General features: G+C 68.8%; 11 protein-coding genes and 2 pseudogenes. 7 read left to right on the top strand and 6 right to left on the bottom strand.

Annotation, left to right across the window (positions count from 1 at the left end):
* Positions 1 to 76: 76 nt before the first annotated feature.
* The 4 genes and pseudogenes from ABD346_RS34345 to ABD346_RS34365 form a co-directional block, all read left to right on the top strand.
* Positions 77 to 1204, top strand: a pseudogene (locus ABD346_RS34345) (serine/threonine-protein kinase); the annotation flags it as partial.
* A gap of 594 nt (positions 1205 to 1798) precedes the next feature.
* The gene (locus ABD346_RS34350; RefSeq protein ID WP_344380232.1) at positions 1799 to 2749 is read left to right on the top strand and encodes a hypothetical protein; all 951 of its coding nucleotides are present in this window, start codon (positions 1799 to 1801) and stop codon (positions 2747 to 2749) included.
* 1417 nt (positions 2750 to 4166) lie between these two features.
* Positions 4167 to 5429, top strand: coding sequence for an HAD family hydrolase (locus ABD346_RS34360; RefSeq protein WP_344380233.1), 1263 nt, complete (start codon positions 4167 to 4169; stop codon positions 5427 to 5429).
* A gap of 1053 nt (positions 5430 to 6482) precedes the next feature.
* Positions 6483 to 6680: a hypothetical protein gene (locus tag ABD346_RS34365; protein WP_344380234.1), complete on the top strand. Its 198-nt coding sequence runs from the start codon at positions 6483 to 6485 to the stop codon at positions 6678 to 6680.
* Between the two features lie 79 nt (positions 6681 to 6759).
* Here the strand turns inward: ABD346_RS34365 and ABD346_RS34370 are convergent, their stop codons facing one another.
* Positions 6760 to 6984 carry a hypothetical protein gene (locus ABD346_RS34370; protein ID WP_344380235.1) on the bottom strand — a complete coding sequence of 75 codons (225 nt, stop codon included), beginning with the start codon at positions 6982 to 6984 and terminating at the stop codon, positions 6760 to 6762.
* A 920-nt stretch (positions 6985 to 7904) separates the two neighbouring features.
* On the opposite strand from ABD346_RS34370, the gene ABD346_RS34375 reads away from it, so the two are divergent.
* Entirely contained in the window at positions 7905 to 8090 is a 186-nt protein-coding gene (locus ABD346_RS34375; RefSeq protein ID WP_344380236.1) for a hypothetical protein, read from the top strand.
* Between the two features lie 346 nt (positions 8091 to 8436).
* Positions 8437 to 8828 (top strand): annotated as a pseudogene (locus ABD346_RS34380) (transposase); the annotation flags it as partial.
* Here the strand turns inward: ABD346_RS34380 and ABD346_RS34385 are convergent.
* From ABD346_RS34385 to ABD346_RS34405, 5 genes are all read right to left on the bottom strand, one after another.
* Positions 8824 to 9297, bottom strand: coding sequence for a hypothetical protein (locus tag ABD346_RS34385; protein WP_344380237.1), 474 nt, complete (start codon positions 9295 to 9297; stop codon positions 8824 to 8826). The pseudogene ABD346_RS34380 and the gene ABD346_RS34385 sit on opposite strands and share 5 nt — an antisense overlap.
* Before the next feature lie 170 nt (positions 9298 to 9467).
* A complete protein-coding gene (locus ABD346_RS34390) occupies positions 9468 to 9992 on the bottom strand; it encodes a hypothetical protein (RefSeq protein WP_344380238.1) in 525 nt (174 codons plus the stop codon).
* 264 nt (positions 9993 to 10256) lie between these two features.
* Positions 10257 to 10823, bottom strand: a complete 567-nt coding sequence (locus ABD346_RS34395; protein WP_344380239.1) for a TetR/AcrR family transcriptional regulator — start codon at positions 10821 to 10823, stop codon at positions 10257 to 10259.
* A 118-nt stretch (positions 10824 to 10941) separates the two neighbouring features.
* The gene (locus ABD346_RS34400) at positions 10942 to 12330 is read right to left on the bottom strand and encodes an amidase (protein WP_344380240.1); all 1389 of its coding nucleotides are present in this window, start codon (positions 12328 to 12330) and stop codon (positions 10942 to 10944) included.
* Positions 12317 to 12526 carry a hypothetical protein gene (locus ABD346_RS34405; RefSeq protein ID WP_344380241.1) on the bottom strand — a complete coding sequence of 70 codons (210 nt, stop codon included), beginning with the start codon at positions 12524 to 12526 and terminating at the stop codon, positions 12317 to 12319. The genes ABD346_RS34400 and ABD346_RS34405 overlap by 14 nt, the downstream gene beginning before the upstream one ends.
* A 356-nt stretch (positions 12527 to 12882) precedes the next feature.
* Between ABD346_RS34405 and ABD346_RS34410 the strand changes: the two genes are divergently transcribed.
* Positions 12883 to 13791 carry an MBL fold metallo-hydrolase gene (locus tag ABD346_RS34410; protein WP_344380242.1) on the top strand — a complete coding sequence of 303 codons (909 nt, stop codon included), beginning with the start codon at positions 12883 to 12885 and terminating at the stop codon, positions 13789 to 13791.
* The last annotated feature ends 466 nt before the right edge of the window (positions 13792 to 14257 follow it).

Here is a 14257-nt window from a genome sequence, read left to right on the forward strand (position 1 = left end):
CTCACGGAGCCACGGGCGTCAGGCTCCACGGCTCGATCTGCCCGCTCCGTCCGGTAGTTGGGCTATCTTTCTTCCCGTGGAACCGCTGATCGCCGAGGACCCCGCGCACATAGGCCACTACCGCCTCATCGCCCGCCTCGGCGCGGGCGGGATGGGCCTCGTGTATCTCGGCCGCTCCGATGTCGGGCGCACCGTCGCGGTGAAGGTCGTACAGGCCGAGTACGCGGCACAGCCCGACTTCCGCAAGCGCTTCGCACACGAGGTGGCTGCCGCCCGGCGGGTGGGCGGAGCCTGGACGGCGGCCGTGCTCGATTCCGACACCGAGGCGCGGGTGCCGTGGGTGGCGACCCAGTACGTACCCGGTCCGTCTCTGCACGATGTGGTGGCCAGAGACTTCGGTCCGCTCCCGGAGGCGTCCGTGCACTCCCTCGCCGACGGCCTGGCGCACGCATTGACCGACATCCATGCGGCCGGGCTGATCCACCGCGACCTCAAGCCGTCCAACGTCCTCGTCACGGTGGACGGCCCGCGCGTCATCGACTTCGGCATCGCCCGGGCCCTGGAGACCCTCGCCGAAGGCCCGCTGACCCGCACCGGCGCGGTGATCGGGTCCCCCGGCTTCATGTCCCCCGAACAGGTACGCGGCCTCAAACTGACCCCCGCCTCCGACGTGTTCTGCCTGGGCTCGGTCCTCGCCTACGCCGCCACCGGACGTTCCCCCTTCGGCACCATCGACAGCGGGCTGCACGCGCTGATGTTCCGCGTCGCCGAGGAGGCGCCGGATCTCGACGGGGTGCCAAAGTCGCTGCTCGGTCTCATACAGGCGTGTCTGCACAAGGACCCATCCGGGCGCCCCACCCCCCAGGACATCGCCGCGCGCACCGGCGAACAGGCGGCGAGGCCCTGGCTGCCCGGCCTGGTGCTGGAACAACTCGGCCGGAGCGCAGGCCAGTTGCTGGACTTCGCACCGCCCCGCCCTGCGACACCCGAACCCGCACCGGCCCGCACACCCACCGTCCTGGAGTCGCCGCCGTCCGCCCCGGCTCCTGTGCCCGGCCCGGACTCACCGACCAGCCCCGCCCCATCACCCGGCCTGCACCCGCAGCCCGGGCCGGCCTCCCCCGATGCCCAGCAGGCATACGCACCGCCCCCGCGGGCCCCCTTCGCGCACCAGGCGCCCACCCAGGCAGGCGCCCAGCCACCCACCCGGAAGGCACCGGGCTCATCAACTCGCCCTCGCCTACGCATGGTTGTGCTCGCCGTAGTCCTCATCGTGCTGGGCATTGTCGCCAGCGTGCTCAGCCAGGGACGGTGAGAGTGGGACAAACAAGACCGGGTGCGAATCCTCTGAGGTGATCGTCGAGATCAGACGACCTCGGCACATGGCTCCAACGACAGCCGACCGCGTGGACGAAACCGCCCAAGAGCAGCAGCGCTGCCTCTCGGCGCTGGGCGTGACGCCCGCGGAACAGCCGACTCCGGCTTCGGCGGAACCCCAACTCGGGCGAGGAGCAGCGGCCTTCCATCGGGGCGTTCAGGCCGTCTCGCAGCACATCGCCCGCGAAGGCCACCACCGCATCTCCTGGGGGCCACACCGAAGAGATCACGTTGCAGGGGCGAAGCGGCGCCGACGGTCGTGCAACTGGGCGTACGGATCTCCAGCCTCAGGTCCTCCGGTGGCTCCGCCCCCGGCCAGGTGGTGATCGAGGGGCACCAGGTGGCCAATGTCGATCTGTACAGCGCCCCGACGACCCGACAGCGTGTTCTATAGGATCTCGCACGAATCGGGGGAGGCACGATGAGCAGTGTGGTGGTAGAGCCGTTGGCTGTCAGACGGTCATGGCATGCGGCACGAGCGGCCGGTGTCGGGCTGGTCGGCGTGACGGCTTTCACGCTGGCGACGCGGCTGATTCTGGACTCCAGTACCTGCCAAAAGGCGCAGGGCTACGGCTGCCTCGGCATTGCCCTTCTGTGGTCCTATGTCGTGCCGGTTCTGCTCTTCTTCTTCTCGTGGACAGCCCTGCGTCTCGTCAACGTCCGACCGGCTTGGCTCACCGCGCTCCTCGGCATCGGCATTGGCTGGTACGTCTCATGGAGCACCCACCTGACCGAGTGGGTTCACGACGGCGCGACGTACGTCCAACTCGCCCTGTGCATGGGTGCGTTTGCCCTCGCGGCCTGGTCCACTCAGTCGAGCAGACCGCTGTGGCCACGAGCAGCCGTGGCACTCGTCCTGCTCCTGCTGATGCCGATCGGGTCGTTTGCCTCCACACAAGCCAAGCAGAGCAGGCAGAGCAACGAACTGGCCGCTGCGCATGTCCCCCTCCTGGGGCCGAACGTGCCCACTGGCTACTACCTGAACGGCGCCGGCGCGACCGGTTCGTCCGGCGGCAATGACCCCACGTTCTTCTACCGGCTCACACCCGACAACCTGCGCAGGGGTGCGAACACCATGGACGAACTCCATCAGGAAATAAAGGTGATCGTCGGCCCCGTGCAGCCGGGATTCACCCCGTCCTCCCACTGCGCCGCGCTCACCAGCAGCTCCCCCACACCATCACCCGCCTGCTCCCAGGTGACTCCCGGAGTGTGGCGCTCGGCGAACTACCAGTACGTCGAGTACTACACACGGGTCGGCGACGCTGTCGCCGTCATCCAGGCGACCACCCCACCCGTGAACGAGTCCGTTCTTCGTGAGCTCGCCACCACGATGCGCGTCCGCACACCGTCGTACTTCCCTACCGGCTGAACCCCAACGAGGTCCCCTTCGGGAACCCGCTCGACACACTGCTGCGTCGTGCGTCACGAAACACAGACATGCCCACACGTAGCGCACCCCGTCCGTACCCGGCAGCCCTGATATGCCGTTCCGAGGTGTGCTGGTGACGTCCGTGGTGTTCTACAGTCTCACCCCCTTCGACCTGACACGGGTTCCCTGATGGGAGCTGTCGTCCGGTCCGAGCGTCAGAACACTCCGACCGCCAGATCCCTAGCCCCGAAAGACACCGGCTCCGCCTGTCTGCGTCCGGTCGCCACGCGAAGCAGCCGACGACCCGGTCGACCCCGGCTTCCACCGCACAGAGCGCACAAGCGGCTCCGCAGAACGGTCCCGGCCCACAGACGAAATACACGGTCCATGCCCGGCCACTCGCCGACTCCTGCCCTTCCGGCGCCGAACACGGCCAGCCACTGCCGGACCCCAAGTGCACGCCGGGCGCACTGAATCCGAACGTCACTCCGGCGTCGCTGAAGTCGACGATCTGCAAGCCCGGCTACACCACAACGACCCGCTCGCCCGTCTCGACCACCGGCGCGGCGAAGACGGCCAACGCAAAGTCCCAAAAATTCACCGGCGCCCTCCACGACGCGAAGTACGGTCACCTCATCTCCCTCGATCTCGGCGGGGACCCCAGCGCCCCGGAAACCTGTGGGTCGAACCGCCATCACCCGGGCACAAGACAGGCACGGGCCCCAACAACCCCAAATACACCGCCGAGTCCAAACGGCACCCCGCGATCTGCTTCGGTTAAGCACAGCTCACGACGTCGCAGCAGGCGATCGCGACGGACTGGTCCACCCCTGGCCAGAATCGGCCTCAGCTTGGGCGAGAAGCGCTAGCTGGGGCGAGAAACGCTCAAGTCCGAGTACGGCGGTGTGTACGGAGCTGAGACCGCCGGAGAGGTGTCAGCAGCATCCCTTTCGGTCGACGAGAATAGGTCAGCTCATTCGAGACGTCATGGCTCACCCTTGCCTCCTGGAACCGGAGTTCTTGTGCCCACGTGGCGACGACCACGGTTGTCCCGGCCGGACACAAGGCGGGCACGTGGGCGCGAGCCCGGCCGTCCCCGGCCGGGGACGGAAGCCGGCCCGGCGAGCAGCCGGTGGCCGTGGGCCAAGGCAAGGGCGGCCGTGTGGTCCAGGGTGATCAACGCACGTCACCGGTCCGGACGGTGGGCACGGCGATTCCGCCGAGCCTGAGGACATGGCCACCAGCGTCGCCTTCCTTCCCTCTGACAACTCCCGCTTCGTCGGCGCCGCCGAGTTCCTCGTCGCCGGTGGCATCTCGGGCGGCTATGCGAACCCTGTGTAGGGTCCATGATCAAGTGCCCGGACGGCCACCCGCCGACCCCGGCCTGTCCTGCCAGCCCTCACACGTAAGAGAACGCATGCGCAAGAAGCCCGCCGTCGTCGTCGGCCTCCTGGCCGCCGCGGTCCTCGCCGCTACGGTCCCCGCCACCGCCGCACCGGCCCACTCGTCCGGCGCCAAGTGCCCCCAGCTCGCCAAGAACCTCTCCTGGGCCGGTGCCAACCGCGCCAAGCTGCAGAAGATGATCGACGAGCGGGGCACCTGCTCCGGCAAGGGCGGCCCCCGCCCTGTCGCCGCCTTCGACTGGGACAACACCGTCGTGAAGAACGACATCACGGACGCAACCCTCGCCTGGGCCCTCAAGCACGACAAGATCCTCCAGCCCAAGAGCTGGCGGGACACCAGCGCCTGGCTCACCCCGGCCGCGGACAAGGCTCTCACCAAGGCGTGCGGCACCGAGGTGCGCGTCGGCCGGCCCCTGCCCACCTCGAAGAACGCGGCCTGCGCCGACGAGATCTTCGAGATCCGCGAGAAGTCGCAGACGATGGCCGGCGAGGCCGCCTTCGCAGGTGACTGGAACCACCGCCGCACCGTGCCCGCGTATGCCTGGATACCGCAGCTGTTCGCCGGTCACACTCCGGGGCAGCTCACCTCCTTCGCCAAGAAGGCGCGCGCCGAGCAGCTCTCCGCGCCGGTCGGTACCAAGCAGACCGTGGGCACGCACACCCTGGCCGGCTACATCCGCTACTACGACCAGCAGAAGGACCTGATCCATACCCTCAAGGCAGCCGGCTTCGACGTCTACATCGTCTCCGCCTCATCCGAGCCCATCGCCGAGGCGTGGTCCAGCGGCGTCGGTCTCGACCGTGGTCACACCATCGGCATCCGCAGTGTCACCAAGCACGGGCGTCTCACCACGGAGATCAAGGGCTGCGGCGGCGTCGAGACCGGCCGGGGCGACACGCTGCCCTACATGGACGGCAAGCGCTGCATGATCAATCAGGAGATCTTCAAGATCAAGGGCGCCAGGGCCTGGCAGAAGCAGGACTTCGCGCACCGCATCGCCCTCGGCGCGGGCGACGCCGACACCGACGTCACCTTCGTCGACGACGCCACCAGTGCCCACGTGGCCATCAACCGCAACAAGTCCGAGCTGATGTGCCGGGCCTTCGACGACGCGGACGGCCGCTGGGTGGCCAACCCGATGTTCATCGACCCGCTGCCACGCAAGTCCGGCGCCTACCCGTGCGCCACCACCGGTGCCACGCACCCCGACGGCACGCACGGCCCCGTACGGCGCGCCGACGGCTCGGTCATCCCGGACCAGCTCGACCGGGTCTGACCCAGGCACGGGAGCCGGCGAGCATCGCCGCCGCCCCCGGTGCGGGGGCCAGACGAACGTCCGGCCCCCGCACCGGTACATGGGGACCGTCGCCACGTCGCGGTCAACGAGGTGCAGCGCCTCGAAGCGCTCGCACGCGTACAGCCACATATCCTCACTCCCCATCAGGTGACTGGGGGTGGGGAGATCCAACCGACATCCTCAGCACCTGCGCGACCCTCTCCCGCTTGATCTCCAGCCGATACAGATCCTCCCGAGGCCCAACTCCGCAGCCCCAGACTGGAGTTCCTCCACCCGATGCCGAGCCACAGTGGCGACGGACTCGTGTCTCCTACTGTCGCGGCAGGGCTTTGGGGGGGGCAGCGATGGGCTCGTCGAGTAGAGAGCTGGAACATCGAGGAGCAACGGCCCCGTGCTCGGGTTGAGGAACTCCAGGGCCAGATCGATGAATTGAAGCAACAGCTCAGGGTTGCCGAGGAACAACTGACGCGGCTGTGTATCGCCCGGGAGACTGGGACGAGGTCCTCGCCGGGAGCGGCCCGGATGCAGGTGTGGGTGTGGATGTGGATGTGGTGCTGACGAGGCCTGTGAGGTGATTGAGGCCACGGCACCATGTGCTGGTTCGATGATCGGCGTGCCAACCGTATCGCCGTCCCACGGACGCGGCTTCGCCTACTGACTGTTCCCCACTCTGACCGTCGCCTGCAACATCGCAGCCTTCTGCGTAAGCCCCTACGCCCTCGCCCGCGGCACGACCAGGGGTCGTTGACCTGTCAGGCGCTCGTCGGCCGCAGGGCGAACGCAGTGGCTTGTGCGGCGCCTCGTGGCGCGCACCGCGCCGGCCACCGTGAGCGGTCAGGCACCGAGAAAGCGCCGGTCTTGATCTTCACCCATTCAGCCGCCTCCCGCTGTCACGCCGGAAGGCACGGAGTGAGGCTGACCATGAACAACGGGCTTACGGCTGCCGGTCGCCTCCGGCGCCTCGTCCCGGCCGTATGGCAGTCCGGGTCAGCCACTGAGCCAACCCCCAACCGACTCAAGGAGAACCCTCCCATGCGCCGTACCGCAGCCGTCATACTCGGCACCGCCTGTCTCCTCGGTCTCGCTGCCACTACCGCGACAGCAGCACCCAGCACTCCCGGCACTAGCACCACCGCCAGTGCCCCCGTCGACTCCTGCAGTGTCGGGCCCTGTGAGAGCGTCTTCAACTTCGACATGGACAGCCACGTCTCCGGCTGGGTCTGGCACTGACTCGCGCCCACATTTTTCCTTGATCGCCTGATCGTTCGGCCGGTAGCGGAAAGCAGAACCACGTACGGTCCCGGGACCATCACAGTCCCGGGACCATGTACTGCCGCGCGGCGGGCGCCCCGACTCCAGCCGCACGCGGTCGTCGCCACCCTGGGTCCCGGATGCTCTGGCGCCACTGGACGCCGTCGTCCTCGTCCCGGGACAGGACGAGGCAGGCGGCGCCCGGGTACACGGCAGTGAGGATGTCGGCGATCGTACGGGGCAGCCCGCGAGCGGTGGTGAAATGGCCGACGGTGGTACGCATTCCAGCTCCTTGCAGGAGGCAGGCGCGAGCAGCGAACCGTCGTTCCGCGCCAGCACACCGAGCACCTCACCATCGACGGCCAGGACCACGACGTACGCCTCGCAGTGTGGCTCACCAACCAGGAAACCCGCCGCGAGACGCTCAACGAACAGCAACTCGCCGACCTCGGCATCGACTGGGCGTAAAGCCGTCAGGGTGACCGCAGCTGCGGCCAGTCGTTGAACGGGCAGGTCAAGGAAGTGGACCTGCACAAGGAGTCCCGGGGAACGGCATGGCCCCGGGACTCCGTGCTGCCGGACACCGGCACCGCCGACCCGCTGCCGACAGCGGATCCGATCCCACACCTGTCCACGGACACGCAGGCCGCTCCCGCCGGCCGATGGCGGATCCGGCGCCGAACTGCACGGCCCCTGCCGCAGGGGGCCGCCGCAAGGCCTCCCGCCCAAGTGGGCCCTCCAGACAGGGCTGATGAGACGGGAACACCAGCAGGCTCCCGGGCAGGACACCACACTTCGCCAGTGGTGGGCCGTACGCTCCCGTAACCCTCCTCAGGGACCGGGAGTGCGCTCTTGCCAGGCGCACGAGGGACGAGCGGGGTGCGCCAACGGGGGGGGGGGGGGAACTCCCCGAGCGGGAGAGGGGAAGAAGGCCCGCGCGGGCATCGCCGCCGCCCGCACACCCGCATGGGCAGCGTTCGCTTCCCGGCAGGCTCCGGGGAGGAATCTTGATCTTCACTCATTCAGATGCTCTCCGCTGTCGCGGTGGGAGGTCCGGGGAGAGGCTGACCATGAACACAGGCTCACGGCTACCGTCGCCTGGCGCCCTACCAGCACACGCCCGTCCGCACGGACACCCAAGGGCCGGCCCGGGCCAGCCACCGAGCCAACCCAACTGACCCGACACAAAAGGAGAACCTTCCCATGCGCCGTACCGCCGCCATCATTCTCGGAGCCGCCTGCCTCCTCGGCCTTCCCGCCACCGCCGCAACAGCAGCAGCCCCCACCCACACCGCCACCGCCAGCGCCCCCATCGACGAGTGCGGCAACGGCTGCCACGACAACGATTTCAACTTCAACCAGGACAGCGGCGTGGGCCACTGGCACTGACCCACCCCCAATCTTCCCCACACCACCCACAGAGCACGGGTGGGCAAGGAACATAGCGAGACACACAGGGTCCCGGGACACGGCCTCAGCCACAGTCCCGGGATCCTGCATGTGAGGCACCAGCCATCAGACTCCGCCGGTCCTCCGGCCGGGATCAGCCGCTGAACCGGCGCGGCACTGGTTCGTCGTGCCCTTGTCACGGGCTGTCCTGCGGGTTGCGTCTATGGAGGTGGTGTACGGGTTCGACCTGATCCGGGGTTTGCTCGCGCGTCGGGGTGCGGCCTGCATGGGCGAACGGCCACCGGCTGATCTCCGAAGTGTCGAAGCCCCGAAGGAGATCAGCACGATGACCGCACCCGACGGTGCGCCCCTGCAACCTCGCGGCAGACAGTGTCACTGCGGCGAGTCCGGATCTGCTGCGCGCGATGGTGAAGACGTTCGCCGATGCGCTCATGTCCGCGCAGGCCGATGCTCTCTGCAATGCCGCATACGGGCAGGTCGGTGACGAGCGCGTCCATCACCGCAACGGCTACCGCTCGCTCGCGCGAGTGGGACACCCGGGCGGACACCGTCGAGCCGACCGTTGCCGGGCTCAGGACCGGCAGTTGCTTCCCGCAGTGGCTGCTGGAGCGCCGTCGGCGGGCCGAGCAGGCCCTGATCTCGGTGGTCGCCACCGCCTACCTGCTCGGCGTGTCCACACGCAGGGCCGAGAAGCTCGCCGCGGCGGAGGGGGTCAGCCCATGATGAGCCTGGCGCCCCGGTACGAGCCGCCGTCCGTCTTGTAGCGGACCTTCACCTGGGTACCCGCGGGAAAGGTGCTGGCCCTGGCGTAGAGGGCATGGGGCGTCCACGAGTTGGTGTTGGGCCGGGTGCGGATGACGTTGATCCCGACGATCGTTTCGTGGGGCTTGAGCCCTGCTTTGGCCAGCGGCCCGTGAGGGTCGAGCTCGATGATTTCGGTTCCGCCTTCTTGCCCTTCCGGGCAGTCGCCGTCCCTCGGCGTGGTTCGGCACGCTCCGACGCGCGCTGTGATGAGGCCGAGTTTGGGGATGGTGCAGCCGTCGTCCTCTGTCTTTTCCAAGCAGAGCGGTGCAGCGCGGGCGGTGAGGGGGGCCGGAGTGGCCTGAGCTGGGGCGCTGAGCAGTCCCAGGCCGCATGCCGCGACCGTGAGCGAGGCAGCGGCAGCTTGGCGGAAACGGAAGATCACAAGAACTCCGATCGACAGCCTCCGGTCCGTATGACCAGGGCAATTCCAGCCCTGCCCACCGGCCCGACCAGCCACACTGCAACTACTCAGAAAGGGGACGGCACCACATATTTCACCACTCTTCAGCCGACGCCCGGGACGCCGACCGATCACCTGTAAACGAGACTCGCTCAACTCCACGGGCGACGCGGGTTCTCCTCCTCTTCAACGCCGACCGCGAGATCCAGCTCGAACGTCCCTGCCTCTCCCCCGGCAACACCCTGAAGCCCCTTCACCAGTTCCTCTGCATTCCGTTTGGAACGGCCTGTCCGGATGTAAAGCTCGGAGCGTGTGGGCAGACTCAGGGACTCGGCCATGATGCCGGTCATCCGCATGAGTTCCTCATTATCGATCGTGATCACGATCTGCCCGTTCTGTTCGTCTGCACGCATGCGGCGTTCCCAGCTCTTCCGCTTGCTGACATCTTCACGAGATCCCTTGAAAGCCATCATGGAGGGTTGATGCGAAGGTCTGGTCAGCCAGCCATCGACGGGCGGCAGGAATCGCTGCCCCCTCGTATTCGCCAGACGCACCGCAACCAACTCCCCCACCCTTGCCACCCTGGCCGCCGCCTGCCCCGACCACGGGACCGTCACCGTCGCCTTCACCCACCACAGGCGAAGCGGCGAAACGAGCCAGCGCGCGTGGAACCGCACGCCCTGATCGCAGCCAACCCCCGTGGAATACCTCGTCGCCCACGACACCGAACACGGCCACGTGGCGACTGTTCCGCGTCGACCGTCTCACCGAACCCACCCCGATCAGCTACCGTGCCGCGCCCCGCGACCTGCCCTCCCCAAGGCACCCTGGCATAGCCCGCCTAAATGCCCAGGGGCGCGGCTTGCGGTCTGGTGGCCACGACTGTCAGGGGTGCAACAGTCCGGCTCGGGAGCGGATGAGCCGGCCTCAAGAGCATTGGGTCAGCGGTCGTACGACCCGACGAGTCCGACCACCAACTGACGCGAATACGCGGTGTCGAGCCCCTCGGGACGGAAAAGGATGCGGTACATCATGGGGGCGACAACGCGGTCGAGGACTGTCTCGACGTCGGGTGCGTTCTCCTCGCGGCCGGCCGCGCGATCGAGGATGACGTCGACCTGCTCGGCCGCGTAGGCCGAGCACTGGCTGGCGTTGGTGCCGTCCGGGTCGCCGAGCAGGGCGTCGCGGATGTAGGCGCGGCCTGTGGGGGCGGACATCTCCTCCAGGAACTGCTCGGCCCAGGCTTCGAGGTCGGACCTCAGGCTCCCCTTGTCCTCCGGCGCCGTCTCGGGCCGCAGGCGCTCGACCGCCACGTCGGACAGCAGCTCCTGCAGGTCGCCCCAGCGGCGGTAGATCGTGGACGGGGTGACTCCGGCGCGGGTGGCCACGAGAGGAACCGTGAGGGCTTCGCGGCCCACCTCCGCCTCGAGTTCGCGCACGGCGGCGTGCACCGATGCCTGCACCCTGGCGCTGCGTCCGCCGGGGCGCACCATGGTCTTTCGGCTCATGGAACCAGCTTAAGGCAAATATGTTGCTTCAGCCGCTGGCCCCGGCATCGGGAGGTGCGGCCCGGGCCGCTCGTCCCGGGTTCGGGAGGTGCAGCCGGAGCCGGTCCGCCTGGTGCCGTCATACGGCTGCCAGTCGCCGCGCGGGCCGGGTCTGCTCGTAGGCGTGGCCGACCCGCAGCAGCACCCGCTCCCCGAGGGGGCGGCCGATCAGCTGCATGCCGACGGGCAGGCCTGTCGTATCGTGGCCGACCGGGACGGACAGCGAGGGCACGCCGGTGATGTTGGCGGGGGCGGAGAGGCGTACGTAGGCGTCGGAGACCCCCTCGACGGTGCCGTCCGTCCAGGTGATCGCCTCGTCGTCCGTCTTCACTGCAGTGGCCGGGACCGTCGGGGCGGCGATCACGTCGACCTCCTCCAGCAGGCGGGCCCAGGCCTGCCGCATGAGCGTGCGCGAGCGCTGGGCGCGCAGGTAGTCCCCGGCCGGCATCAGCTCGCCGGCTTCGAGAAGAATCCGCACGTCGGCCTGGTACAGGTCGGGGACGGCGCGCACCGTGCGCTCGTGGTAGGCGGTGGCCTCCGGCACCATCAGGCCCCACTGGGTGGCCTGGATGTAGCGCGTCATCGGGATCTCGACCTCGACGAGCCGCGCTCCAAGGCTCTCGAGCTCGGCTGTGGCGCGCCGGACAGCGGACTCCACCTCGGGGTCGACGTGGTCGAAGTAGTAGTTGCGCGGCACTCCGATGCGCAGGCCCGTCAGTTCCGTGGCGCCGCCCGGCCGGTAGTCGGGGCCGGAGGTGATCAGGGAGGCGGGGTCGCGGGGATCGTGGCCGGCCAGGGCGGACAGGACCAGGGCGGCGTCCTCCACGGTGCGGGTGATCGGGCCCACGTGGTCCAGCGACCAGGACAAGGACGTCACACCGTGGCGGGGAACGAGGCCGTAGGTCGGTTTGAGGCCGACGACCGCGTTGAGTGCGGAGGGCACCCGGATCGATCCGCCGGTGTCGGTGCCCAGGGCGAAGGTCGCGGCGCCCGCGGCGACGGCGACGGCGGAACCGCCGCTGGAGCCACCGGCGACCCGGTCGCGATCCCAGGCGTTGCGGGTCTGCGGGGTGGTCAGACCGTAGGCGAACTCATGGGTGTGCGTCTTGCCGAGCAGGACCGCGCCGGCCGCGGCCAGGCGAGCGGCGACCGTGCTGTCGGCCTTCGCGCGGTGGTCCGCCCGGACCCGGGAGCTGGCCGTGGTGGCTGCGCCTGCGACGTCGATCAGGTCCTTCAGCCCCATGGGGATGCCGTGCAGCGGACCGCGCAGACGGCCGGCTGCGACATCCCGTTCAGCCTCGCGCGCCGCCCTGCGGGCCTCCTCCGCCGTGACGGTGACGTAGGCCTGAAGGTACGGCTCCACCTGCCCGAGGCGGTCGAGGACGGAGTCCACCAGCTCGACGGGGGACAGTTTTCGTGCCCGGATCGCGTCGGCGGCGTCGGCGATGGACAGTTCATTCGGCTGCATCGTTCTTCTCCTCTCCGGCGCGGTAGGCGGCGGCAGGCGGGGTGTCTCCGAAGTCCAGTTCCCGCAGGATCGCGACGACGGACTGGATGTGGTTGGCGGTGGCGGCCACCGCGGCGAGCCGGTCAGCCGGCAGTGGGAGCCCGGCGCGGTCGGCCCAGCGGGCCGCCTCCGACGGGGCGAGTTCGGCAGCGGACATGAACGTTCTCTCCTGATCGGACTTGGCGACGGAGCAGTCCTGGGAACCCCCGCGCCAAAAGCTAACGCTTTGCTTTAGTCGACACTAGGACCTACGATGGACTAAAGCAAACCGATTGCGTTTAGCGAGAGAGCCCATGTCCAACGCCACGTCAGACGTCAGCCACGGAAAGCCTGTGCCCCGCAGCCCGCACCCGCGGACCGCTTCCCGCGCCTACGCCGCTGCCGCCACTCGCCCCGCTGTCGCGGTGGCGGCAGCACTCACCGCGTCCGGACGCAAGGCACTTCACACCGCAGACGACCAACTCCGCTCAAACCACTGAAGAACACCACTGAAGAGCAAAGGAACGACGGACCATGAGCGCCTCACCGGACGACCAGCCCACCACCATTCCCTCCTGGACCGTGGGCGCTGTCACCGTCCACCGCATCGACGAGGTCCTCCTTCCGCCGGCGACCGGCACCTGGCTGCTGCCGGACGCCACCACGGACGTGGTCAAGCACCAGGACTGGCTGCGCCCCGACTTCGCCGACCCCGAGGGCATCCTTCACCTCGACAGCCACAGCTTCGCCTTCACCATCGGCGGGCTGCGCATCCTCGTCGACACGGGAATCGGCAACGGCAAGGAACGGGCCAACCCGGCGTGGCACAACTTGCGGACCGATTTCCTCGACCGCCTCACCGCTGCGGGCTTCCACCCGGACAGCGTCGATCTGGTGATCCTCACCCACCTGCACGCCGACCACGTCGGCTGGAACACGCGGGAGGTGAACGGCGAGTGGGTCCCCACGTTCCCCAACGCCCGCTATGTCACCTCCCGCGCCGAGCGGGAGTTCTGGGCCGCGTACGACATGGAGGAGGCCCGCAGGCACATGTTCCGCGACTCCGTGATCCCGGTCGAAGAGGCGGGGCTGCTCGACCTCGTCGACGTCCCGGCCGAGGGAGTCGAGGTCACTCCGGGCCTGCGCCTGCTGCCCACGCCCGGTCACACCCCCGGCCATATCGCCGTCGAACTGACCAGCCGGAGTGAGACAGCGCTGATCACCGGCGACTGCATCCACCACCCGGTCCAGTTCGCCCACCCCGCCATCGGCGCCTGCGTCGACATCGACCCGGCCCAGTCCGAGGCTTCGCGCCGCAAGCTGCTCGGCTCCCTGGCCGGCACGGACACCCTGGTCCTCGGCACGCACTTCGCGCCGCCCACCGCCGGCCTCGTGGTGACCCACGAGAACGCCTACCGGCTTGCGCCCGTTCCCGCCACTTGAGCAGGACCATCGGTGCGGGCCAAGGGCCTCCGCCACCTTTGACGTCGGGACCCTCGACTCGAACGAGAAGCACAGGTTCCTTCCGAAGCCTTCCCGGCCCCAGGGGCAGCGTCCGTCTTGCCCGAGGTCCCACCCACCACATCGTCGATCACCTCATCCGGCCCGGCTGCTGCAGAACCAGCGCGACATCCGGGCCGCGATCGCGACGTACTACGGCCAGGACGCCGCGAACAAGCCGATGCTCAAGGAGCACATCACGCAGACCATCGCCTACTCCGTCGACCTGCTCAAGGGGGACTGCGCGAGTCGATTACCGACTACGACAAAGCGGAGCAACACTTGGCGATGCTCGCGGACGTCCTGAGCGAGGGCATCGCCCCGTCCCCGAACAAGTTCACCAACTGACCCAACGCCTCCGCGCGGCTCCCGGCCCGCGCCGGTCTGCGAGCTCGGGAACCAAGGCCGC

The sequence above is a fragment of the Streptomyces mauvecolor genome (genome assembly GCF_039532965.1).
In the GTDB taxonomy this organism is placed as follows: Bacteria; Actinomycetota; Actinomycetes; order Streptomycetales; family Streptomycetaceae; genus Streptomyces; species Streptomyces violascens.

Excerpts from the sequence above, each read along its gene's own strand:
- ABD346_RS34395 (WP_344380239.1), bottom strand. The coding sequence starts at position 10,823 with ATGAGCCGAAAGACCATGGTGCGCCCCGGCGGACGCAGCGCCAGGGTG.
- ABD346_RS34370 (WP_344380235.1), bottom strand. The coding sequence starts at position 6,984 with ATGCGTACCACCGTCGGCCATTTCACCACCGCTCGCGGGCTGCCCCGT.
- ABD346_RS34400 (WP_344380240.1), bottom strand. The coding sequence starts at position 12,330 with ATGCAGCCGAATGAACTGTCCATCGCCGACGCCGCCGACGCGATCCGG.
- ABD346_RS34350 (WP_344380232.1), top strand. The coding sequence starts at position 1,799 with ATGAGCAGTGTGGTGGTAGAGCCGTTGGCTGTCAGACGGTCATGGCAT.
- ABD346_RS34365 (WP_344380234.1), top strand. The coding sequence starts at position 6,483 with ATGCGCCGTACCGCAGCCGTCATACTCGGCACCGCCTGTCTCCTCGGT.
- ABD346_RS34360 (WP_344380233.1), top strand. The coding sequence starts at position 4,167 with ATGCGCAAGAAGCCCGCCGTCGTCGTCGGCCTCCTGGCCGCCGCGGTC.
- ABD346_RS34375 (WP_344380236.1), top strand. The coding sequence starts at position 7,905 with ATGCGCCGTACCGCCGCCATCATTCTCGGAGCCGCCTGCCTCCTCGGC.
- ABD346_RS34410 (WP_344380242.1), top strand. The coding sequence starts at position 12,883 with ATGAGCGCCTCACCGGACGACCAGCCCACCACCATTCCCTCCTGGACC.
- ABD346_RS34405 (WP_344380241.1), bottom strand. The coding sequence starts at position 12,526 with ATGTCCGCTGCCGAACTCGCCCCGTCGGAGGCGGCCCGCTGGGCCGAC.